Origin of the sequence: Duganella rhizosphaerae (genome assembly GCF_040364205.1) — a bacterium.
GTDB lineage: Bacteria > Pseudomonadota > Gammaproteobacteria > Burkholderiales > Burkholderiaceae_D > Rugamonas > Rugamonas rhizosphaerae.
The window spans coordinates 197,965-220,561 of record NZ_BPWK01000003.1 but is presented as its reverse complement, the minus strand read 5'-3'; the positions used below and the strand labels follow the sequence as shown (position 1 = coordinate 220,561).

14 protein-coding genes are annotated in these 22,597 nt (G+C 65.6%); 7 read left to right on the top strand and 7 right to left on the bottom strand.

Translation table 11 applies throughout. The features are described from left to right. The first annotated feature begins 17 nt into the window (after positions 1 to 17). Together RUGAMON1_RS08200 and RUGAMON1_RS08195 are read left to right on the top strand one after the other, a co-directional pair. Positions 18 to 623, top strand: a complete 606-nt coding sequence (locus RUGAMON1_RS08200) for a LysE/ArgO family amino acid transporter (RefSeq protein ID WP_445230047.1) — start codon at positions 18 to 20, stop codon at positions 621 to 623. Between the two features lie 705 nt (positions 624 to 1,328). Next, positions 1,329 to 3,239, top strand: coding sequence for a putative bifunctional diguanylate cyclase/phosphodiesterase (locus RUGAMON1_RS08195; RefSeq protein WP_445230046.1), 1,911 nt, complete (start codon positions 1,329 to 1,331; stop codon positions 3,237 to 3,239). Here the strand turns inward: RUGAMON1_RS08195 and RUGAMON1_RS08190 are convergent. After that, positions 3,232 to 3,558, bottom strand: coding sequence for a hypothetical protein (locus tag RUGAMON1_RS08190; RefSeq protein ID WP_445230045.1), 327 nt, complete (start codon positions 3,556 to 3,558; stop codon positions 3,232 to 3,234). The genes RUGAMON1_RS08195 and RUGAMON1_RS08190 overlap by 8 nt on opposite strands. A gap of 39 nt (positions 3,559 to 3,597) precedes the next feature. Then, positions 3,598 to 4,875 carry an NRAMP family divalent metal transporter gene (locus RUGAMON1_RS08185; protein WP_445230044.1) on the bottom strand — a complete coding sequence of 426 codons (1,278 nt, stop codon included), beginning with the start codon at positions 4,873 to 4,875 and terminating at the stop codon, positions 3,598 to 3,600. A 204-nt stretch (positions 4,876 to 5,079) separates the two neighbouring features. Here RUGAMON1_RS08185 and RUGAMON1_RS08180 point away from each other — a divergent pair, with 204 nt between their 5' ends. The 3 genes from RUGAMON1_RS08180 (at position 5,080) to RUGAMON1_RS08170 (ending at position 10,859) form a co-directional block, all read left to right on the top strand. Then, complete coding sequence (locus tag RUGAMON1_RS08180; RefSeq protein ID WP_445230043.1) at positions 5,080 to 7,329, top strand: TonB-dependent receptor; 2,250 nt, start codon at positions 5,080 to 5,082, stop codon at positions 7,327 to 7,329. Next, positions 7,330 to 9,066 (top strand): alkaline phosphatase family protein, encoded by a 1,737-nt coding sequence (locus tag RUGAMON1_RS08175; protein ID WP_445230042.1) that lies wholly within the window; start codon positions 7,330 to 7,332, stop codon positions 9,064 to 9,066. It abuts the gene before it with no gap. 107 nt (positions 9,067 to 9,173) lie between these two features. Continuing rightward, entirely contained in the window at positions 9,174 to 10,859 is a 1,686-nt protein-coding gene (locus RUGAMON1_RS08170; protein ID WP_445230041.1) for a methyl-accepting chemotaxis protein, read from the top strand. Positions 10,860 to 10,897: 38 nt separating this feature from the next. On the opposite strand, the gene RUGAMON1_RS08165 is transcribed toward RUGAMON1_RS08170, so the two are convergent. Next, positions 10,898 to 11,089: an oxidoreductase-like domain-containing protein gene (locus RUGAMON1_RS08165; RefSeq protein WP_445230040.1), complete on the bottom strand. Its 192-nt coding sequence runs from the start codon at positions 11,087 to 11,089 to the stop codon at positions 10,898 to 10,900. A gap of 8 nt (positions 11,090 to 11,097) precedes the next feature. Next, complete coding sequence (locus RUGAMON1_RS08160; protein ID WP_445230039.1) at positions 11,098 to 14,214, bottom strand: ligand-binding sensor domain-containing diguanylate cyclase; 3,117 nt, start codon at positions 14,212 to 14,214, stop codon at positions 11,098 to 11,100. A 305-nt stretch (positions 14,215 to 14,519) separates the two neighbouring features. Between RUGAMON1_RS08160 and RUGAMON1_RS08155 the strand changes: the two genes are divergently transcribed. Beyond that, the gene (locus tag RUGAMON1_RS08155; protein ID WP_445230038.1) at positions 14,520 to 16,094 is read left to right on the top strand and encodes a DEAD/DEAH box helicase; all 1,575 of its coding nucleotides are present in this window, start codon (positions 14,520 to 14,522) and stop codon (positions 16,092 to 16,094) included. 13 nt (positions 16,095 to 16,107) lie between these two features. On the opposite strand, the gene RUGAMON1_RS08150 is transcribed toward RUGAMON1_RS08155, so the two are convergent. Beyond that, positions 16,108 to 16,959, bottom strand: coding sequence for a class I SAM-dependent methyltransferase (locus tag RUGAMON1_RS08150; RefSeq protein WP_445230037.1), 852 nt, complete (start codon positions 16,957 to 16,959; stop codon positions 16,108 to 16,110). A 74-nt stretch (positions 16,960 to 17,033) separates the two neighbouring features. Further along, the gene (locus RUGAMON1_RS08145; RefSeq protein ID WP_445230036.1) at positions 17,034 to 18,185 is read right to left on the bottom strand and encodes an acyltransferase family protein; all 1,152 of its coding nucleotides are present in this window, start codon (positions 18,183 to 18,185) and stop codon (positions 17,034 to 17,036) included. A gap of 103 nt (positions 18,186 to 18,288) precedes the next feature. On the opposite strand from RUGAMON1_RS08145, the gene RUGAMON1_RS08140 reads away from it, so the two are divergent. Beyond that, the gene (locus RUGAMON1_RS08140; RefSeq protein ID WP_445230035.1) at positions 18,289 to 20,295 is read left to right on the top strand and encodes an acyltransferase family protein; all 2,007 of its coding nucleotides are present in this window, start codon (positions 18,289 to 18,291) and stop codon (positions 20,293 to 20,295) included. A gap of 177 nt (positions 20,296 to 20,472) precedes the next feature. Here the strand turns inward: RUGAMON1_RS08140 and RUGAMON1_RS08135 are convergent, their stop codons facing one another. After that, complete coding sequence (locus RUGAMON1_RS08135; protein WP_445230034.1) at positions 20,473 to 22,575, bottom strand: DUF7024 domain-containing protein; 2,103 nt, start codon at positions 22,573 to 22,575, stop codon at positions 20,473 to 20,475. Positions 22,576 to 22,597: the final 22 nt, after the last annotated feature.

Genomic DNA, 22,597 nt, shown 5'->3' with positions numbered 1-22,597 from the left:
CGCTCTGGGAGAAAAATATGGAAGCTACTGCTTTTTTAAAAGGTATCGGTCTGGGAGGCAGTCTGATCGTCGCTATCGGTTCGCAAAACGCTTATTTGCTGAGGCAGGCGTTGAAACGGGAGTTCGTGCTGACTTGCATTGCTATTTGCGTTATCTGCGATGTTGTATTAATCGGTGCGGGCGTGGCCGGCATGGGCCAGTTGATTACGGAAGCGCCGGCGCTGTTATTCTGGATTAAAATCGCCGGCGCCGGGTTTTTATTCTGGTATGGATTGCGCGCTGCCCGTTCGGCTTTAAATCCGGGCGCAATGACGGCCGGTGATAGCGCCCCGGTCGGCGATCGCCGTACGGTTATCGCCGCCATGCTGGCATTCAGTTTATTAAATCCACATGTCTATCTGGATACCGTTGTATTGCTCGGTTCGATAGGCGGGCAACAGGCTGGAAACGGGCGCTTGTATTTCGCTTTGGGCGCCATGCTCGCTTCTTTATTGTGGTTTAGCAGCCTGGGATTTGGCGCCCGCTACTTAACTCCCGTATTTGCCAAGCCGCGCGCCTGGCAGATACTGGATGGCGTGATTGCGCTGGTAATGTGGGGCCTGGCTATTTCCTTATTCGCCTGACGGCATTGCATGGATCGGCAATAAGCGGTTGCTTGTGTTGATGGATCAAGTCTGTCCGTCATCGGCTATCCGCGCCGCCCCAGGGCTGGGCAAGCCAAGCTCAAAACTGGCTGGTACATGCCAATTTTTGGCATAAAAAACATGGTTCCCGGGGCTTTTTCGGACGGACAGCCGTAATGTGCCAATCGGCAACACTGTATCCGGCCGCAGATACCGCCAGCGCAGCCGTTCGGCATACAATGGAGATAGTTACCTCAAAACAGTTCTTCAGGATTCCGGGCCAGAAGACGGCCGATATATATGAGCACGGACCTCAGCAATTACGCCCACCTCTCCGCAGTAGCGGCCGCTTTTGCGGCGGACGCTATTCTGAGTACATTGCTTATTTTCCTGTGGCTTATGCAACGCAAGGAAAAGCACGCCCTGTTCTGGGGGCTGGGGCAGTTGTCGGTAATGGGCGGAATTATTACCTGGTTCATCGGCGACCGTATATTTTCCGAAACCCTGCGTATCCAGCTTTGCGCCGTGTTGCTGAGCGCTGGCCTGATAGGTTATTGGAGCGGTACCAAGTTTTTCCTGGGTGAGTTATACCGCTATCAAATACGCTGGATATTGCCTGTCGGTATATTGATAGCCGTATTATCAGGTGCTGCCTGGTTTAGTAATCCGGCCATTATCGCTCCCGGCAGCGCTGCCATATTAGGCATGATGATGCTCTGGTGCGGCCAGCGCCTGATCAAGAATAAAAACCGTTATCGCCTGTTGGGCATTACCCTGATCTTGCGTGGCGGTTTTAACCTGCTCAGCGCGGTAACGCTGGGTCCCGAGTTATATTTGATCTGGTTTGTCGGCACCACGATATTAAAAACCCTCAGCATGCTGGGTTTGATTTATGCGGTGCAGGACGAGATCCAGCAACGTTATGCCCGCACCATCGACAGCTTGAGCAATGGTTTTTTGATACGCGACCGGCGGGGCTATGTCATGGTGGCCAATGAGCGCTGCGCCCGTTTGCTGGGTTTTAATGCGCCCGCCGATTTGATCGGACGCCATGTCACGGACCTGCTCCCCGGCCTCACGCGCGAAATGGCGGACCACTATTTCAGCCAGTTCGTGACCGAGGGCGTCCATTTTCCGATCGTCGACACCGCCGTCGTGACTTTGCATAATGGCAATAAACTGCCGCTTGAGATGCTGGGGTCGCCCTACGAGGAGCGCGGCCGCACGTATTGCCTGGTCCAGCTGCTGGACATCAGCGAGCGCAAAAAGAAGGACGATCTGTTGTATCAGGCGGCCCGCATCGATCCCGTCACCGGCTATTTCAACCGCCACGCGCTGTCCAAGCGGCTGGAAGAGGAGCTCGCGAATGCCGCCTTCGACCGCAACGAATGCGCCGTGCTGTTCATCGACCTGGACAAGTTCAAGCGCGTCAACGATTCCTTCGGCCATGCCGTCGGCGATGAATTGCTGCGCCAGTTCGCGCGCCGCCTGCACGCCATCCTGCGTCCGCAGGACGTGCTGGCCCGTTTCGGCGGCGACGAATTCATCGTCGTCCTGCCCGGCTTGCCGGCGGGAGGCAGCGAGAAAACCGCCAGCGACTGCGCGGCCGGCATCATCGCCACCATGGGCGACAGCTTCAACCTGTCGCACCATGCGATCGGCGTGTCGGCCAGCGTGGGCATCGCCTGCTATCCCTTGCACGGCAGCGATAGCGACACGCTCATCCGCAACGCCGACATCGCCATGTTCGAAGCCAAGAAGGCGGGACGCGGCGAAATGCGTTTCTTCAACGATGCCATGAACGCCGCCGCCAAGGATGCGCTGGTGATCGACGGCGCCCTGCGCGGCGCCATCGAGGCCGGCGAGTTTCGCCTGGTCTACCAGGCCATCACCAACTCCCACACCGGCAAACTGACCAAGGTGGAGGCGCTGCTGCGCTGGGACAGCGCCTTGCTGGGCGCGGTGCCGCCGGACCGTTTCATACCAGTCGCCGAAGATAGCGGCATGATCGTGGAACTTGGCACCTGGGTGCTGAACCAGGCCTGCCGCCAGGTGGCGCAGTGGAAGGCCAGCCCGCTGGGCGAGATCACCATCAGCATCAACGTTTCGGCCTGGCAGCTGGCCGATCCGGCGTTTGTCGGGCTGGTGCGGCAGGCGCTGGCCAGCAACGGCCTGGCGGCGCGCCAGCTGGAGCTGGAGCTGACCGAGCGGGTGCTGATCGACGATGGCGGCCAGGTGCAGGCGGTATTGGCGCAGTTGCGCTCGCTGGGCATCAGCATTTCGCTGGACGATTTCGGCACCGGTTATTCCTCGCTCAGCTACCTGACCCAGTTCCACCTGAACACGCTGAAGATAGACCGCGCCTTCGTGATGGACATCGAGCACAGCGAGCGCAGCAACAATCTGGTGCACGCCATCATCGCGATGGGACACAGCCTGGGCTTGCAGCTGGTGGCGGAGGGCGTGGAAACCGCCGGCCAGGCGGCCATCCTGGAAAAGATGGGCTGCCATTACCTGCAGGGCTACCATATTTCCCGGCCCATCCCGGCGGAGGAACTGCTGGTTTTTGCGGACGGCCTGCTCGACAGGCCGCACGTTGACAACTTCGCTATTTAGCGTCCGCCGCGGTCGGCAGCTTCTGCGCCGCCTCCTCGGCGGTCAGGATCCAGATACGGTCGATATTGCCCTGGCCGTCCACCGTGTAGTTGACCACGATGTCGCTGCCGCGCAGCGCGGCCGGCATTTCGATCATATTGTCGCGGTTGAAGATGCGCGCGGCCGGTGACAGCTGGCGCGGCTTGCCGTCGATGCTCACATCGGGGAAATAGCCGGGCGTCATTTTCCCGCGCAGTGCGTTGGCCGGAAACGGCCGTTCGAACGCCAGCGCCGACAGCGACAGCAAACCCGCCATCAGCAGTGCACAGAATCGCAGCATGGGTGAGCTCCACAAAGGTTGAGGCCCCAGCTTACCCGATTATTTTCCCATCGTGGCGAACATCGCCAGCACGGCGGCGGCCATCACGCCGGTGCACAGCCAGCCCAGCACGCTGAGTCGGCGCGGGATCACCAGCTTGCCCATCACCGCCGGCCGCGCGGCCAGCAGCATCACCACCACCATGATGGGCACCGAAATCACGCCGTTGAGCACGGCGCTCCAGTACAGTGCCCGGATCGGGTCGATATTGGTGAAGCACAGCGCGGTGCCGATGACGGTCGCGCCGATGATGATGGCGTAAAACTTGGGGGCGCCGGAATATTGCAGCTCCAGGCTGTTTTTCCAGCGCATCGCGCCGGCGATGGCGTAGGCGGCCGAGCCGGCCAGCACCGGCACCGCCAGCAGGCCGGTGCCGATGATGCCCATGCTGAACAGCGCGAACGCGAAGTCGCCGGCGATCGGCCGCAGCGCCGAGGCGGCCTGGGCCGACGAGTCGATATGCGTGATGCCATGCGCGCCCAGCGTGGCGGCCGTGGTCAGCATGATGAACAGCGCCACCAGGTTGGAAAAGCCCATGCCGACCACGGTGTCGATCTTGATGCGGCGCAGATTGTCGGGCGCCTGCTCCTGCGCGTGCTTGAGCGGCTTGGCGCCGGGCTCGGCATGCAGGTCCTCGACCTCCTGCGACGCCTGCCAGAAGAACAGGTAAGGGCTGATGGTGGTGCCGAAGATGGCCACCACCGTCGTGATGTAGGCCGCCTGCCACGACAGCTTGGGCAAGAGCGCCTCGTGCAGCAGCGTCAGCCACGGCAGCTTGAGCGTCAGCGCGGTGGCGACATAGGCCAGCAGGGCCAAGGTCAGCCACTTCAGCACCCTGACGTAGCGGCTGTACGGCAGCGTCACCTGCAGCGCCAGCGACAGCATGCCGGCCGCCGCCGCATACCAGTGCGCCGGGCCGCCGGCCAGCAGCGCGACGGCCTGGCCCATGGCGGCGATGTCGGCGGCGATGTTGATGGTGTTGGCCACCAGCAGCAGGCCGACCAGCAGATACAGCAGCGGCGCCGGAAAGTGGCGGCGGATATTGGTCGCCAGCCCGTGTCCGCTGACGCGGCCGATGCGCGCGCTGACCGCCTGGATGCCCACCATCAGCGGATAGGTCAGCAGCATGGTCCACAGCATGCCGTAGCCGAATTGCGCGCCGGCCTGCGAATAGGTGGCGATGCCGCTGGGGTCGTCGTCCGCCGCGCCGGTGATCAGCCCCGGCCCCAGCTTGCTGAGCCAACCTTGTTTGCCGCTCTGTGGCGTTGTCTTGTCCATGAAATCTCCCTGTTGATGACCATGCTAAGGCGGACGTCACGCTGCGGTCGGTACGCTTGCGTACTGAGACTGAGTGAAGAAATGTTGCTATGTCACCAAGCTGTCACAGTCCCGTCATCGCTGCGTCATATGCAGTTCCTACAATCTTGCGAGTTAAGTTTCCAGCCTAAGTCCACACTAACCAGCAAGAAAGAAAAACAAATCATGCAACAGCGCTTCCCTCTGAAACCTTTGTGCCTGGTGGTCTTGCAAGCCCTGGCCTGCCAGACCTACGCCTACGCCGCCGACGCGGCCGAAGCCGCCGCCGACAGCTCGGTGGCCGGCGCCATCGTCGGTCCCGTGCAAACGGTGGAAATCACCGGCCGCGGCCAGTCGCGCCAGGTGCAGAACATCAACAAGGCCGACCTGGCCGAAGCGCTGCCGGGCACCAGCCCGCTCAAAGTCCTGGAGAAACTGCCAGGCGTGAACTTCCAGTCCGCCGATCCGTTCGGCGCCTACGAATGGTCGACCCGCTTCAGCGTGCGCGGCTTCAACCAGAACCAGCTGGGCTTCACCCTGGACGGCGTGCCGCTGGGCGACATGAGCTACGGTAACAACAACGGCCTGCACATCAGCCGCGCCATCTCGTCGGAAAACGTCGGCAACGTCACCGTGTCGCAAGGCGCGGGCGCGGTCGGCACCGCCTCGACCAGCAACCTGGGCGGCACCGTGCAATTCTTCACGCTGGCCCCGAGCGATGCGCGCGGCCTGACCTTCGCGCAAACCTTCGGCAGCGATTCGACCTCGCGCACCTTCGCCCGCGTCGATACCGGCCTGATCAACAACGTCGTCAAGGCCTACATCAGCGGCACCCGCCAGCGCACCGACAAGACCAAGGGCGAGGGCGGCCAGGACCAGGATCAGCTGAACTCGAAGTTCGTGTTCAACTTCGGCGAGAACAGCCTGACCGGTTTCCTCAACTATTCCGACCGCCGCGAAGTCGACTACCAGGACGTGTCGCTGGAAATGGTGCGTCGCCTGGGCTACGGCTGGGACAACTACCAGCCCGACTGGCAGCGCGCCGTCAACGCCGCCAAGGGCGTCTACACCGGCGGCGTCAACAGCATGGACGACGCCTACTACTCGGCCGGCGGCCTGCGCAAGGACACCATCGGCGGCCTGACGCTGGCGCTGAACTTCGGTCCGTCGATCGAACTCAAGACCACCGTCTACCACCACGACAACGACGGCCAGGGCCACTGGTACACGCCGTACGTGGCGACCGACGCCGCCAACCCGATCTCGCTGCGCACCACCGAGTACTCGATCGGCCGCGACGGCGTCACCAGCGACCTGACCTGGGAACTGGGCAGCCACACCATCACCGCCGGCCTGTGGGGCGAGCGCAGCAACCACAACGTCAGCCGCAACTACTACAAGGTGACCGGTCCGGCCGACACCATGTTCTTCCTGGCCAATCCGTTCCGCACCGACTTCAAGCAGAACTTCGTCACCACCACCTCGCAGTACTACGTGGCCGACACCTTCAGCGCCATGGACGGCAAGCTGAAGTTCAACGCCGGCTTCAAGGCGATGGACGTCGACATCAAGGCCACCAACCTGATCGGCACCCGCGCCGCCGGCGACCTCGACGCGGAGAAGAAATTCCTGCCGCAGGCCGGCGTCAACTACGCGCTCAGCGCCGACGACGAAGTGTTCGCCTCGGCGTCGAAAAACATGCGCGCCTTCCAGCCGGGCGTCAGCGGTCCTTTCTCGCAGACCCAGGCCGCCTACAACGCCGGCATCTCCAAGCTCAAGCCTGAGACCTCGGTCAACATCGACCTCGGCTACCGCTTCAAGCGCGCCGACATCCAGGGTTCGGTGGCGGTCTACAACGCCCGCTTCGACGACCGCCAGCTGAGCGTGGCCACCTGCGCCGGCATCGTCGGCTGCCCGTCGACCTTCGTCAACGTCGGCAAGGTCGACACCAAGGGCCTGGAAGCGATCGCCGTGTGGAAGTTCAACCGCGAAATCAGCTGGTTCAACTCGTACACCTTCAACGATTCCAAGTACAAGTCGAACTACCAGGACGGCGCCACGCTGGTGGCCGTCAGCGGCAAGCAAGTGGTCGACGCGCCGCGTTCGCTGTTCAACACCGAAGCGTCGTATGAAAGCGGCGTCTGGTTCGCCCGCGTCGGCGGCAAGTACACCGGCAAGCGCTACTACACCTACCTGAACGACGGCGGCGTGCCATCGTTCTGGCTGGCCAACCTGTCGGCCGGCTACAAGATGAAATCGCTGGGCATGCTGAAAGACCTGTCGCTGCAAGTGAACGTCACCAACCTGTTCGACAAGCAGTACATCAGCTCGATCGGCACCAACGGCTTCCAGGCCAGCGATGTCGCCGGCACCGCGCAAACGCTGCTGACCGGCGCGCCGCGTCAAGTGTTCATCACGCTGAACGGCAAGCTGTAAATGGTGCGCTCCCTGCTGGCGCTGGTCTGCGGTGCGTCGACGCTGATGCTAACGGCGTCGGCCGCAGTGGCGGCGACGGCCAGCGGGGCGGCCACCACGCCGATCCAGCACGTGATCGTGCTGGTCGGCGAGAACCGGACTTTCGATAACCTGTACGGCGTGTACGAGCCGAGGAAGGGCCAGACGGTGGCCAACCTGTTGTCGAAGAAAATCGTCAACAAGGACGGCACGCCGGGCCCGCGCTTCGCCGACGCGGCGCAGAAGCTGGGCCTGTCCAGCGGCGCCTACACGCCGACGCCGGAATTCAACGGCGTCTACGGCACCTTGCCGCAGCCGTGGGCCTGGGGCGCCTTCGGCCAGCGGCAGGACGTGGCCGATGCGCGCTTCCCGTCCAACCTGCCCAACGCCCCGTTCCAGATCACCCACCACGTCGGCTACGGCGCCCACACCGGCGATCCGACCCACCGCTTCTTCCAGATGTGGCAGCAGGTCGACGGCGGCAAGAACGACCTGTTCGTCTGGGTGGCCGACCAGACCGGACCCGGTCCCAGCAACCCTACCGCAGTGGCGCTAGCGCCCGGCAGGACCGGGCAGGGCGCGGTGGCCATGGGCTTCTACAATATGGCGCGCGGCGACGCGCCGCTGTTCAAGCGCCTGGCCGACCAGTACGCCATCGCCGACAACTACCATCAACCCATCATGGGCGGCACCACCGCCAACTACTTCGCGCTGGCCACGGCCGATGTCGGCTACTACACGGAAGACGGCAAGGCCGCCGTGCCGCCGGCCAAGCAGATCGAAAATCCGGACGCCCAGCCCGGCACCAACAACTGGTACACCGAGGACGGCTATCGCGGCGGCACCTACGTCAATTGCGCCGATCCGGCGCAGCCCGGCGTGGCCGGCATCCGCGCGCTGCTGGCGCAACTGCCGTACGCCGCCTTCAACGACGGCAACTGCGCGCCCGGCCACTACTACATGGTCAACAATCTCGACCCCGCGTTCGGCCCGCTGGGCGAGCCGCTGCCGCTGGGGCCGGATAAATTCCTGCTGCCGCCGCAAGGCATGCCGCACATCGGCGACGCGATGACGGCCGGCGGCGTGTCATGGAAGTGGTATAGCGGCGGCCGCAACGACGGCAAGAAAGTCGACAAGGAATACTGCGGCATGTGCGACACGCCGACCTTCTTCAGCTCGACGATGAACGGCCCGGACAAGGACAAGCTGGCCGACCTGATGCAGTTCTACGTCGACGTCAAGGACGCCGCCAGCTTCCCGTCGGTGGCCGTGATCGCGCCATACGACAGCATCTCCGGCCATCCCGGCTATGCGATGGAAACCAGCTTCGACGAACTGGTGGCCGGCGTGCTCGAGCGCGTGCAAGCCAATCCGGCGCTGTGGAAGAACACCGTCATCCTGGTCACCTTCGACGAGGGCGGCGGCTACTACGATTCCGGCTATGTGCAGGCGATCGACTTCTTCGGCGACGGCACCCGCATTCCGCTGCTGGCCATTTCGCCGTGGGCCAGAAAGGGCGCGGTCGACCACACGTATTACGACCACGCCTCGATCGCCAAGTTCATCGAGCGCAACTGGTCGCTGCCGCCGCTGTCGGCGCGCAGCCGCGACAACCTGCCCAATCCCGTCCACGACAAAACCAGTCCCTACGTGCCGCGCAACCGCCCGGCCATCGGCGACCTGATGAACCTGTTCGATTTTTCCAGCGCCCGCCGCTAAGCTGTGGCTCGCGAGATACAGCCCGAACACCGCTGAATCGTGGCGCTGGTGGCGGGCTCCATATCGTTGCATACTGGAACGTCCCAGGCAGCGATAAGGAGACCGTCATGCAATGGTTCTACGACCTGAAAATATCCACCAAACTCATCGTTTCTTTCGGCGCCGTGTTGCTGCTGACGCTGGTCATGAGCGTCAGCGCGATGATTTCCGGCGCCAAGGTCAGTCGGGCGTCCGAGGACCTGGCGACCAACTGGCTGCCGAGCGTGCAGGCGGTGATGGCGGTACGCGTCGATATCAGCGATCTGCGGCGCTGGGAGCTGCTGCACCTGCTGGCCGAGGACGAGAAAAGCATGGCGACCTACGAGCAGCGCATGGACGCCGCGCTGGCCACGCTGAAGGCCGACCAGGCCCGCTATGAAGCGATGATCTCGTCGCCGGAAGAAAAAGACATCTACGATCAGTTCGTTCAGGGGCTGCGCCAGCTGCTGGCGGCGCACGACAAGTTGCTGGCCTTGTCCAGGGGCGGCCAGAAGGCGGAGGCGCGCGCCATCGCCACCGGCGATTCGGTGGCCGTGGTGGCCGGAATGGTCGAGCGGGTCAACCGTTTGGTCAAGCTCAACATCGATGGCGGCAACCGGGCCAGCGACGTTGCCGGCCTCACGTATCGCAACGCGCGCCTGACCGCGATCTTGCTACTGGTGTTCAACATCGTCATCGGCATGACGCTGGCGCTGTGGGTGGCGCGCATCGTCTCGGCTCCGCTGCGGCAGGCGGTGGCGCTGGCGCGCGCCGTGGCCGGCGGCGACCTGACGCGGCCCATCGCCATCACCTCCGCCTGCGAGACGGGCCAGCTGATGCAGGCACTCAAGGATATGACGGGCAATCTGCAAACACTGGTCAGCCAGGTGCGCAGCGGCACCGACACCATCGCCACCGCCTCCGGCCAGATCGCCAGCGGCAACCAGGATCTGTCGGCGCGCACCGAGCAGCAGGCCAGTTCGCTGGAAGAGACCGCGTCGTCGATGGAAGAGCTGACCAGCACCGTCAAGCAGAACGCCGACAATGCGCGCCAGGCCAACGTGCTGGCGCAGTCGGCGTCCGGCATCGCGGTCAAGGGCGGCGATGTGGTGGGGCAGGTGGTCGGCACCATGGCGTCGATCAACGAGTCGTCGCGCAAGATCGTCGACATCATTTCCGTCATCGACGGCATCGCGTTCCAGACCAATATCCTGGCGCTGAATGCCGCCGTGGAAGCGGCCCGCGCCGGCGAGCAGGGCCGCGGTTTCGCGGTGGTGGCGTCGGAGGTGCGCAACCTGGCGCAGCGCAGCGCGGCGGCGGCCAAGGACATCAAGCAGCTGATCGGCGATTCGGTGGGGAAGGTGGAGACCGGTTCACAGTTGGTCGAGCAGGCCGGCCGGACCATGACGGAAATCGTCGCCAGCATCACCCGCGTGACCGATATCATGGCCGAGATCACCTCGGCCAGCGTGGAGCAGAGCAGCGGCATCGAGCAGGTCAACACCGCCATCGTGCAGATGGACCAGGTGACGCAGCAGAACGCCGCGCTGGTGGAGCAGGCCGCGGCTGCGGCAGAGTCGATGCAGGATCAGGCCGCCAGGTTGAGCGAGGTGGTGAGCGTGTTCAAGCTGCTGGCGTCGAGCGCGCCGGCGGCCAGCGCGGCGCCGCCCCGCAAGGCGGTGGCGGCGCCACCGCGCGTGGCCGCCGCAGCAGCGCGGCCGGCATTGAAGCAGCCGGCCAAGGCCGGCCCCGGCGACGAGTGGGAAACGTTCTAGCGTCGTTCCCGCGCAGGCGGGAATGACGATGGCGGTGGCTAGTCGCTTGCGCCGGGATGCCGTTCGCGCCACGCCTTGAGCGCGGCGCGGTAGCGCTCCAGCTCGTCCTGGTACATGTCTTCCACGCAGAAGGTGCAGCCGCTGTGGCAGCAGTCGCCCGGCTGCGGTGGCGGCGGCGGCAGCGGCAGCGGATCGTCGGCCGCCTTGTTTTGATTCTGATTCGCGTCCATCGGCTTTCCTACATCGGCGGCATGGCCAGCAGCGCCATGTTGCGGCCCTTTTCCTTGGCCCGGTACAGCGCGCGGTCGGCCATCTGCACCAGCTGTTCCGGCGAGCTGTCCTCGGTCGGCACCATCACCGCCACGCCGATGCTGATGGTCAGAATGCCGAACGGCGACTGCTCGTGCGGCAGCTGGCGCCGCGCCAGCTCGGCGCAGATTTCCTCGGCCACGCCGAAGGCGTCGGCCGCGTCGGTGGCGGCCGCCAGCAGCGCGAATTCCTCGCCGCCGTAGCGCGCCACCAGGTCGGTGGTGCGGCGGCCGTGCGAGGTGATCAGCTCGGCCACGGTGCGCAGGGTCGAATCGCCGGCCAAGTGGCCGTAGTGATCGTTGTACTTCTTGAAGTAGTCGACGTCCAGCATCGACAAGGCCAGCGTCTGCCCGGTGCGGGCGGCGCGCCGCCATTCGGCCTCCAGCGCCAGGTCGAAGCCGCGCCGGTTGCTGACGCCGGTCAGGCCGTCGGTGGTGCTGAGCGCGGCCAGCTTGCGGTTCGATTCCTCCAGCTCGCCGGTGCGCGCGGTCACCAGCTGTTCGAGCTCGGCCTGGTGGCGGGTCAGGCGGTGGATGCGGATCTTGTAGGCCAGCAGCAGCGAACCGGCGATCAGCGCGGCGCCGCCGGCGCGGAACCACCAGCGCTGCCAGAACGGCGGCGTGATGGTGATGTTGAGCGTGGCCGGCTCCGGATTCCACACGCCCAGGTGGTTGGCGGCCTTGACCCGGAACACATAGTGGCCGGGGTTCAGATTGGTGTAGCTGGCGCTGCGGTGGGCGGCGTCGGTCTCGACCCAATCGCGGTCGAAGCCCTGCAGCTGGTAGGCGTAGCGGTTCTCGCTGGGCTCGGTGTAGTGCAGCGCCGCGAACTCGAGCGAAAACACCGAGGCCTGCGACGACAAGGTCAGCGCGGTGGGCGAGGTCACCGGCCCTTCGGCCTTGACGTTCTCGCCCGGCTTGCCGTCCTGCAGCGAGTGGTTGAACACGGTGATGTCGGTGATCGCCACCTGCGGCGGCACCGAGCTGGTGCGCACCGCCGACGGCGTCACCGCCGTCATGCCGTGCACGCCGCCGAAGTACAGCACGCCGTTCTCGCCCATGGACGACGAGTTGACGGTGTAGCCCTCGGTCAGCCCGTCCGACGCGCTGAAGTGGCTGACCTGGCCGGTGGCCGGGTCCAGGCGGTACAGGCCGGCGATGGTGCTGCACCAGATCTTGCCGTCGCGGTCGTGCTCTATCGACAGGATCTTGGGCGCGCGCATGGCGGCGGCGTAGGACTTGAAGCTGACCTTGCCGTCCGCCGCAAACTCCACCAGGTCCAGGCCCTTGCTGGTGCCGACCCAGATGCGGCCTTGCGCGTCCTCGTGCAGGCTGGCGATGTTGTCGTCGCTCAGGCTGTTGCGCTCGTTATTGGCGTGGCGGTAGTGGCGGAATTTGCCGCTGGCCGGGTCCAGCAGGTCGAGCCCGCCGCCGTTCCATTCCGAGCCGGCCCACACCCGGCCGCTGCGGTCTTCCAGCACCGCCGAGGTGCCGTTGACGCTGCGCGTGTCGGGGTCTTGCGGATCGTTGTAGTAGATCTTGCGGGCGTCGGTCTTGCTGTCGTAGCGGATCAGGCTGTTGCCGGTGGCCAGCCACAGCACGCCGCCGGCGCCGGGCGCGATGGCGTTGATGTAGTCGCTGGCGGTGTTGCCGAAGTGGATGACCTGGAAGGCGCTGTCCGGCGTGTCCAGCCGGTTCAGGCCGTTGGAGGTGCCCAGCCACAGCGGGCCTTTGCCGGCCTCGTCCTGGTACATGCTGTAGACGATGGAGTGGCTCAGCATGCCCGGCTTCTTGTCGTCCGCGTGGTAGCTCTTGACCACGCTGCCGCTGGCCGGATCGTACAAGCTCATGCCCACGTTGCCGCCCAGCCAGATGCGCCCGCCCGGCGCGCGGGCCAGGCTCAGCAGCGCGTTGCTGGCCGGCGCCGAGCGGCTGTCGATGCGGAACGGCACGTGGCGGGTGAAGCCCTCGCTCGACAGGTTGGCCAGGCTGATGCCGTCGGTGAAGGAGGCGATCCACAGCATGCCGCCGCGGTCCTGCAGCACCGCGCGCAGATTGTCGCCGGGCAGGCTGTAGGGGTCGTCGGCCGCGTGCACGAACTGGTCGAACTCGCCGCTGGCCTCGTTCCAGCGCAGCAGGCCGGCCGACAAGGTGGTGCACCACAAGGTGCCCTTGTTGTCGAGGTTGAAGTTGGTGATGCGGCTGTACGGCGAGGCGACGGTCTGGCGGGTATCCCAGCCGCGCTTGCCGTCCCAGCGGATCACGCCCGATTCCGTGCCTATCCACAGCATGCCGTTCTTGTCGAACTGCAGCGCGCGGACGATGTTGACGCGCGCGTCCGGCTTGGGCGCCGGATCGACCTGGTGGTGCTCGAAGCTGCTCGCGCCCGGCGCCAGGTAGTCCAGTCCGCCGGGCCAGGTGCCGATCCAGACGCCGCCCCGGGCGTCCAGCGCCAGCGCGTTCAGGTCGTTGCTGGCCAGGCTGCCGGGATCGGCGTCGTCGTGGGCGTAGACGGTGAACTTGCCGTTGTTCGGATCGAAATGCTGCAGGCCGCCCCAGCTGCCCACCCACATGCCGTTCTTGCCGTCGGAAATGATGTTCTTGATGATGCGGTGGTTCTTGGGCGCCTTGCCGGGCGGGGCGAACAGCGTGAAGTCGTTGCTCTCCGGGTTGAAGCGCGCCAGGCCGTTCTGGGTGCCGGCCCAGATGCGGCCCTGCTGGTCTTCGTAGATGGCCGACACGCGGTCGTGCGGCAGGCTGCGCGGGTCGCCCGGATTGTTGATGTACTTGACCGCCTGGTAGCCGTTGTAGCGGTACAGGCCGTTGGTGTGGGTGCCGACCCAGATATAGCCTTTGCGGTCCTGCAGCAGCGACAGCATCGACGGTTCGTCGCCGCCCAGCGGGCCCAGCTTCTTGAAGCGCAGCGACGGCGCCGGCGCCGCCAGGACGTCGGCGGACGGCAGCCAGGCCAGCAGGGACGTCAGCAACAGCAACAGAGACAGCAATAGGGAAGGGCAGCGGCGCAGGACCGGCGGAAGCACGTGCATGTAGGGGTATCCGGTGGCGTAACGGGTTGCGCGTGCGGAGCAGCGCTCGGTTTTATGGGCTATTCTGGTCAGATTGGCTATTATACATACCATTGATGCAAGGGTTTCGATATAAAAGCCAGTGGTTTTTAGCGCAGTTGCCGGAATTTAGGGTATAGTTTACGGCGCTCATTGTATCCTGCTCACCGCGTGTCCGCCCGCCGGTCCCTCCGCACTCCTCCAAGTCGTACATCCGCCGGGCCGGCAGCACAGATATGTTAATTGAAGAAAGCTTGGCTGTCCGCCGCAGGGCCGCCGCACACATTATGTCCGAAACCGAGATCATCACCCCGACCGTTATTGAGTCCGCCGCCCAGCAGGCGGTCGCCGCCGAAGCCGCGGCCGCGCCTGCCGCCGCCGAAGCCGCCGAAGTCCGTTTTGCCGACTTCGGCCTGTCGCCGGACATCCTGCGCGCGCTGACCGACCAGGGCTATGTGCACCCGACGCCGATCCAGGCCCAGGCCATTCCCGTGCTGCTGCAGGGACGCGACGTCATGGGCGCAGCCCAGACCGGCACCGGCAAGACCGCCGGCTTCGCGCTGCCCATCATCCAGATGCTGCTGGCCCACGCCAGCAGCAGCACCTCGCCGGCGCGCCACCCGGTGCGCGCGCTGATCCTGACGCCGACCCGCGAACTGGCGGTGCAGGTGGCCGAGAACGTCAAGGCCTACGCCCAGCACACGCCGCTGCGCTCGACCGTGGTGTTCGGCGGCATGGACATGAAGGGTCAGACCATCATCCTCAAGGCCGGCGTCGAGATCGTCATCGCCACCCCGGGCCGCCTGCTGGACCACGTCGAGCAGAAGAACATCAGCCTCGGCCAGGTGCAGATGCTGGTCATGGACGAAGCCGACCGCATGCTCGACATGGGCTTCCTGCCCGACCTGCAGCGCATCATCAACCTGCTGCCGGCCAAGCGCCAGAACCTGATGTTCTCGGCCACGTTCTCGCCGGAGATCAAAAAGCTGGCCAACACCTTCCTGAGCAACCCGGTGACGATCGAAGTGGCGCGCAGCAACCAGACCGCCGACAAGGTCAGCCAGGTGGTCTACAAGGTGCCGGAAAACCAGAAGCACGCGCTGACCGCGCATCTGCTGCGCCAGCGCGAGCTGAAGCAGGTGATCATCTTCTCCAACACCAAGATCGGCGCCTCGCGCCTGGCCAAGGGGCTGGAGCAGGAAGGCATGAAGGCGGTCGCCATCCACGGCGACAAGACCCAGCAGGAGCGCATGGCCGCATTGGAATCGTTCAAGAAGGGCGAGATCGACATCCTGGTCGCCACCGACGTCGCCGCGCGCGGCCTCGACATCACCGACCTGCCGTGCGTGATCAACTACGACCTGCCGTACAACGCCGAAGACTATGTGCACCGCATCGGCCGCACCGGCCGCGCCGGCGCCTCGGGCGACGCGCTGTCGATCTACTCGGACAAGGATGAACGCCTGCTGGCCGACATCGAAAAACTGATCAAGCAGACCATCCGCCGCGGCGAGCTGGACGGCTTCATCCCTGCGACCAGCTATGGCGGCGACGAACGCGGCGAACGCCGTCCGCGCCGCGACGAAGGCGGCCGCGGCGCGCCGTCGTCCTCTTCGTCCTCCTCGTCCTCGTCCGCGCCGATGGGCCGTGGCGAGCGCAGCGACCGTGGCGAACGTCCGCCGCGCGCCGCCGGCGCGCCGTCGTACGGCAGCCGCCGCGAGAAGGTCGACCCATGGTTCCTCAAGCCGTACGAGCCTGCCAAGGCGCCGGCGCCGGCGCCTGCCGCCACGCTGGGCAGCGCGGCAACGGCCAAGCCCAAGCAGAAGATCGCCTTCCTGCTGGGCGGCGCGCCTAAGCAGTAAGCCGCCGGCGGCATCAGGCCTTGCGGTAGACGCAGACCACGATGTCGCTGGGGAAGGCGCGCAATACCGGGATCGTCAACAGGACGGCGGCGTATTGCGCGTAGATGCCGAGCCAGCTTCCCTGGCCGGCGCAACGCAGCCGCTCCAGCAAGCTCTTGGCGCGCACCGCCGGCAGTTCGGCTTTGAAGCGCAGTTCCAGCCCTTGTCCCCCCACCAGTTTGCTCAAGTTGCCGGCCTCGAAGTAGTGCACGTGCGGCGACGGCAAGCCTTTCTGCCACAGCCGCTCGAACGGCGCATGCCAGCCGGCGCGGGCGAACAGCTTCGACAGGCGGTAAAAGAAGCCGCGGCTGTTGGGCAGGTTCAGGATCAGGATGCCGCCCGGCGTCAGCCGTTCGCGGCAGGCGGCCAGCGCCGACCGGATGTCGGGGATGTGCTCGATGACGTCGTTGAACACGATCACGTCGAAACGCTCGTCCGTCTGCAGCGCGTCGGGGAAGAAGCCGTTGCGCACCGGCAGGCCGCGGGCGGCGGTCTTGTGCGCCACCGCCGTATCCGGCTCCATGCCGAGCACCTCGAAATCCGTGCTGGCCGCTTCCAGGAACCAGCCGTGGGCCGCGCCCACGTCCAGCAGGCGGCGCGCGCCGGCCGGCGCCTGCGCCTTGGCATAGCCGACGATGGTCTTGAAATTTTCCTGGCGGATGGCCTTCAGGCCGGCTTCGCGTTGGGCCTCGTCCACGTGCACGTGGACTTCGGCGTCGTTGATGGTGGGCAGCAGCGCCGCGCTCTCGTAGCCGCAGGAGGGACAGACGCGGTGCCAGGGCGACAGCCCCGCCACCGTTTGTTGCTTACAAACCAGACACTCCATAACATCTCCTGTTTCAAGCAGCGATCAGTCGAGGAGTTAAATGTATAGCAATATTAGATGATGTGCCAGCAATTTCAGGCGCGGCGCGCCAGCACCTCGGCGGCGGCGCGCGGCGGCGCCGCGGGCCGCTTCGGCAGCAGCTTCAGCAGGCCGTCGCGCACCCGGTCCGACAAGCGCTGTTCCAGGTAGTGGTGCGACAGCGAGGCGAACGCCAGCGCGACGGCGGTCGAGATGAAGATGTACGACCAGGTCTGGGCCCATGCCCCGTGACCGCTGGTGATCAGCAGCCGCGTCACCAGCCCCTGCGAGAGCAGATGGGTCAGGTACAGCGAATACGAGATCGATCCCAGCCACAGGAACAGCGCCGGCACCCGCAGGTGCACCGTCTTGCTGGCCAGCGCCAGCGCCAGCACCATCACCATCAGCGGCAGGCCCCATTTGCCCGGACCGTGGAAGGAGAACAGGAAGCTGTAGCTGAACCACAGCGCGGCGGCCACGCTGACGCCGACCACGTGCCAGGCCACGTAGGCGCTGCGGAAGCGGGCCCAGTCCTGCTGGTAGAGCCAGCCGATCAACACGCCGGCGGCGAATTCCAGCACGAACGGGCTGGTGACGATGGACATATAGCCGATCTGGTAGCCGAGGTCGCGGGTGACGTCCATCTCGAAGCCGCGCTGGCCCAGCGGCATCAGGATCACCGTCAGCAGCACCCAGGACCCCAGCACGAACCAGCGCAGCCGCCTGAACAGCATGCTGACGGCGAACACCAGGTAGAAATACATCTCGAATTCCAGCGTCCAGCCGGGCAGCAGCGTCAGCGAGAAATACGGCACGTAACGGGGATTGAACGGGATCATGCCCAGCGAATGCCAGAACTTGAGCCGGTTGGCGGCGACGTGGAAGTAATCGATGCCGCCGTTGAGCACGAACACCGACAGCAGCGTGATCGCCGCGTACATCGGCCACACGCGCGCGAAGCGCTTGATGGCGAAGCGCGCCACATAGCCGGCGCTGCCGTCGAAATTGGTGGTCGAGTAGTGCATGATGAAGCCGCTGATGATGAAGAACAGGTCGACCCCCATCGCGCCCGGCACGAACAGGCGGTCCGCCAGCGGCATGTCCGGCGTGTTCAGCAGCGCATAGCGGGCGTGCGTCAGGACCACCAGCAGCGCGGCGATGCCGCGCAGTAACTGAACCCAGTCCAGGTTTTTTTCGTGTGTTGCCATTGTTTTCAGCTTAATGGATTTGTAATGCGAAAGTGCGGCGATATTTTAACCGGGAGTTGCAGTTTCCAGCTATACAATAACGGATTTGATCACTTACCTCTCCATGCGAATTGAAAAACTGCCCCAGGCGCCTTGCGAGGCGGACGCCGCGCCGGCACTGCATCCGGCCTACCGCCGCGACATCGACGGCCTGCGGGCCCTGGCCGTGCTGGCGGTGGTGCTGTACCACGCCTTCCCGACGCGCCTGCCCGGCGGCTTTGCCGGCGTCGACATCTTCTTCATCATCTCCGGCTTCCTGATCGGCAGCATCCTGATCGCCAGCCTGCAGCAGGACGCCTTCAGCTTTGCCGGCTTCTATGCGCGCCGCGTGCGTCGCATCTTCCCGGCGCTGATCCTGGTGATGGGCGCCTGCCTGGCGTTCGGCTGGTTCGCGCTGTTCCCGGACGAGTATAAAATGCTGGGCAAGCACGTGTTCGGCGGCGCCGGCTTCCTGTCCAACTTCTTCCTGTGGAACGAAGTGGGCTACTTCGACACCGCCGCCGAGACCAAGCCGCTGCTGCACCTGTGGTCGCTGGGCATCGAGGAGCAGTTCTACATCTTCTGGCCGGTGCTGATGCTGCTGGCGTGGAAACGCCGCATCAGCCTGCTGGCGCTGGCGCTGGGCGTGGCCGTGCTGTCCTTCCTGGTCAACGTCGGCGGCTTGCACAAATTCCCCAGCGCGACCTTCTACTCGCCGGCCAGCCGCGTCTGGGAACTGTTGTACGGCAGCGTGCTGGCGTATATGTCGGTCAACGGCCTGGGCCTGTTTGCCGGCGTGCGCCGCGAACGCGGCGCCGACAGCGTGATCGACTGGTCCAGCCCGCGCGCGCGCAACATCAAGTCGGCGCTCGGGCTGGCCATGCTGCTGGCCACGCTGGCGCTGCTGCGCGCCGACCGTCACTTCCCCGGCTGGTGGGCGCTGCTGCCGACCACCGGCGCGGTGCTGCTGATCGCCGCCGGCCCGCAAGCCTGGTGCAACCGCGTGCTGCTGGGCAATCCGGTGGCCGTGTGGTTCGGCCTGATCAGCTACCCCTTGTACCTGTGGCACTGGCCGCTGCTGTCGTTCGCCCGCATCATCGAATCGGGCCTGCCGTCGTCGAAGATACGCGGCGCCGCCGTGCTGGCCGCGATCGTGCTGGCCTGGTTGACCTACCGCCTGCTCGAGCGGCCGCTGCGCGGCGCGGCGCACGGCCGCCGCAAGGTGATCGTGCTGTCGGCCGCGATGCTGGCGCTGGCCGCGGCCGGGGGCGCGCTGTACCGCGCCCAGGGCTTGCCGCTGCGCGCCACCGTGGTCGAGAGCGCCGCCCAGCAGCAGCAGCTGATCCTGGTGGAGGACGTCGCCAATGCGCAGGCGTGCAAGCAGCGTTACGGGTTTGCCAGCGATTATGAATACTGCCGCCTGGACGATGTCAGCAAGGAACCGACCGTGGTGCTGCTGGGCGACAGCCACGCCTTCCACATCGTCGCCGGTCTGACCCGCTACTACCACGGCCTGGGCGAGAACCTGTGGTACCTGGGCACGCGGGTGCCATTCGTCGGCCTGCCGACCGGCGACGATCCTTACCAGAAAGTGGTGCCGATGATGCTGGACAAGGCCTTGCACACGGCCAGCGTCAAGACCGTCATCATTTCCTCGCACGTGCTGTTGAACATCGATGACGAGGGCGGCAAGGTCCGCACCAACGCGCTGCGCGCCACGCTGCGCATGTTCGTCGACAGCGGCCGCACCGTGGTCTACGTCAGCGACGTGCCGGAACTCGATTTCGATCCGCGCGCCTGCCTGCGCCGCGTCGGCATCGCCAGTTCGCGGACGCACGACTGCGAACTGCCGCGCGCGACCCACGACCAGAAGGTGGCACGCCACAAGGTGGCCGAGGCCTACGCGCTGCGCGACTTGCCGATGGTGCGGGTATTCGACGCCGCGGCGCAGCTGTGCGACGCGCAGCGCTGCGTGGCGATGCGCGACAACAAGCTGTTGTACCGCGACCATGACCATCTCAGCCATGAGGGCGACCTGTTCATGGGCGAGCGCTACGCGCGCCAGATGGACGCCATGAAAACCGCGCACTGAACCCAGGCGGCGCGCCGGCATGGCGCCGAGGCGGCGCCTTGACGGCCCGGTCGCATGGTCGATCGGGCCGTTTTTCATCCGGGCCACGCCCGCGCCGATTCCACCCGTCCAATAAAAAATGCCGTTCAGCCTGAACTGAACGGCATTGCGCCGCCGGCGCAGGATGGGCGCGGCAGGCTAGGACTGCGCTTCGTCGATCACCGTCAGGTGTTCGAAACCGATGCCCAGCGTGCGGGTGTCGTCATCCAGTCCCATCTGCTTGTGCGAAGTCGGCTGCGGCACCTTGAAGCGCACCCGGGTGGCGGTGCCGTCGGTGTCGAAATGCAGCGTGACATCGCCGCCCAGCGCCGGCAGACGCAGAATGCGGTCCTGGCCGGCCACCGTGACCACGATGTCCTTGCCGGCGTTCGGGCCGAAGGCGCGGCCTTCGACGCGCAGCCCCAGGCGCTTGGGCAGCGGCCGGCCGAATTCCATCTCCACCTTAGCCTCCACCGACCAGGCGCCCCAGGTGTCGTGTCCGGCCAGGCCGTTGATGCGCACATAGTCTTCCAGCACCTGGGTGAAATCGAGGCGCTGGCCGCGGGCGTCGAGCGGCGGCGGCTGGAACAGCAGCAGCTCGTCCTTGCGGGCCACCACGCGGGCGCCTTCCGGCGGCACGTAGGCGCCGATCGCCAGCACCCAGCCGTAGCCGGCCGGCAGCTTGGACCAGTCGGCCTCCTGGCCCGGCTCCACCTGCATGAACTGGGCGTTGGGATTTTCAATGAAGAAGCGGGCGCGGTGCAGCACGCCGAGGTCCTGCGACACGATCACCAGCTTGTTGCTCTGGCCGCGGTCGAGGTAGTGGCGCGCGAACAGGCCGGCCTTGGAGGCGGCGTCCGGCCAGATCGACAGGCGCACCTCGTGCGCGGCGTTCCAGGCGCAGCAGCCCACCACCACCGGCAGCGCCAGCGTGAAGAACAGGCGCAGCCCCTTTTGCTGGTCGTGCGCCCAGCGCAGCAGCGACACCAGGCTGACCGCGGTGATGAGGTTGAACAGGCCGGCCTTCATCGACAGCGCCCGCAGTTCCGGCGCATCGATGATGGACGGCGTGAACGAGTGCAGCAGGTGGGCGCGGCCGTGCCAGACCAGCAGCACCAGCACGGCGGCGATGGCGACGCGGGTGACGGTCTTGAGCGCCGGCGCCGGCGCGTAGGCCGCCGCCGCCGCGCACAGCAGCATCAGCGGCAGCGCGAAATCGTAGTAGCGGGTGTGGATGCGGGCGGTGCTGTCGCTGGCCGCCAGCCCGGTGATCGAGGCGGTGAACATGATGGTCACGGCCAGCACGCTGCCCAGCATCAGCACGCTGAACACGCTGATCGCCTGCAGGCGGCGCGCCGGCGGGCCGGCCGGACGCAGGCGGCTGAAGGAGCCGGCCAGCGCCGCCAGCGGCACGCCGAACAGCAGCGCCAGCAGCATCAGATGGCCTTGCATATTGTGCCAGGCGAAGACGATCAGCTGGCCGATCGGGTAGTGGCTCTTGGCGGTGTACGCGGCCTGGCCCGAATAGATGCTGCCGAACAGCGCCAGGCCGTCGCGGCCGGCCAGCCAGTAGCCGATCGACAGCCGCACCGCCAGCGCCGCCGCCAGCGCCAGCGCGGCCCACAGCGCCCCCTGCAGCAGCCAGCCCAGCTTGTGGCGGGCCGGGTCGTCGGCGCGCCGGTCCCACGCCAGGAACAACAGGAACAGCGCCAGCGCCGGGCCGAGGAAGATGGCGTGCAGCTTGACCATCAACAGCAGGCCCAGCACGGCGCCCAGCAGCAGCGCGCGGCGCGCGCCGGGGCGGTCGGCGAACACGAAGGCCATCCAGCTGAAGCACCAGAAACCGAAGTAGTACATGGCTTCCGGCATGAAGAACGGGGTGTAGACGTTGTTCGGGCTGAGCGTGGCGGCCAGCGCGATCGCCACCGCCACCCAGGCCGGCGCCACGCGCCGCGCCAGCAGGTAGACGAAGGGCGCGGCCAGCACGTACAGCGCGCTGTTGAGCATGCGGTTGCAATCGAGGTAGCCGTCGCCGCAGTAGTTGGTCAGCTGGAACAGCTTGAAGTACAGATAGGACGGCACCTGCGCCGCCGACAGCGGCATCATGCGGGTGTTGGCGCTGTAGGTCCATTCATCGACGAACACCAGCGGATAGATGCCGGCGTTGCGTATCAGCAGGAACAGGAAGACCAGCACCAGCGCGCCCACCAGGAAGGGCGGGGCGCGGCGCGGATCGGCAAAGTAGCGGCGTAAAAAATTCATGGCGGGATATCTCGTGACAAAT

Excerpts from the sequence above, each read along its gene's own strand:
- RUGAMON1_RS08200 (WP_445230047.1), top strand. The coding sequence starts at position 18 with ATGGAAGCTACTGCTTTTTTAAAAGGTATCGGTCTGGGAGGCAGTCTG.
- RUGAMON1_RS08195 (WP_445230046.1), top strand. The coding sequence starts at position 1,329 with ATGATGATGCTCTGGTGCGGCCAGCGCCTGATCAAGAATAAAAACCGT.
- RUGAMON1_RS08190 (WP_445230045.1), bottom strand. The coding sequence starts at position 3,558 with ATGCTGCGATTCTGTGCACTGCTGATGGCGGGTTTGCTGTCGCTGTCG.
- RUGAMON1_RS08185 (WP_445230044.1), bottom strand. The coding sequence starts at position 4,875 with ATGGACAAGACAACGCCACAGAGCGGCAAACAAGGTTGGCTCAGCAAG.
- RUGAMON1_RS08180 (WP_445230043.1), top strand. The coding sequence starts at position 5,080 with ATGCAACAGCGCTTCCCTCTGAAACCTTTGTGCCTGGTGGTCTTGCAA.
- RUGAMON1_RS08175 (WP_445230042.1), top strand. The coding sequence starts at position 7,330 with ATGGTGCGCTCCCTGCTGGCGCTGGTCTGCGGTGCGTCGACGCTGATG.
- RUGAMON1_RS08170 (WP_445230041.1), top strand. The coding sequence starts at position 9,174 with ATGCAATGGTTCTACGACCTGAAAATATCCACCAAACTCATCGTTTCT.
- RUGAMON1_RS08165 (WP_445230040.1), bottom strand. The coding sequence starts at position 11,089 with ATGGACGCGAATCAGAATCAAAACAAGGCGGCCGACGATCCGCTGCCG.
- RUGAMON1_RS08160 (WP_445230039.1), bottom strand. The coding sequence starts at position 14,214 with ATGCACGTGCTTCCGCCGGTCCTGCGCCGCTGCCCTTCCCTATTGCTG.
- RUGAMON1_RS08155 (WP_445230038.1), top strand. The coding sequence starts at position 14,520 with ATGTCCGAAACCGAGATCATCACCCCGACCGTTATTGAGTCCGCCGCC.
- RUGAMON1_RS08150 (WP_445230037.1), bottom strand. The coding sequence starts at position 16,959 with ATGGAGTGTCTGGTTTGTAAGCAACAAACGGTGGCGGGGCTGTCGCCC.
- RUGAMON1_RS08145 (WP_445230036.1), bottom strand. The coding sequence starts at position 18,185 with ATGGCAACACACGAAAAAAACCTGGACTGGGTTCAGTTACTGCGCGGC.
- RUGAMON1_RS08140 (WP_445230035.1), top strand. The coding sequence starts at position 18,289 with ATGCGAATTGAAAAACTGCCCCAGGCGCCTTGCGAGGCGGACGCCGCG.
- RUGAMON1_RS08135 (WP_445230034.1), bottom strand. The coding sequence starts at position 22,575 with ATGAATTTTTTACGCCGCTACTTTGCCGATCCGCGCCGCGCCCCGCCC.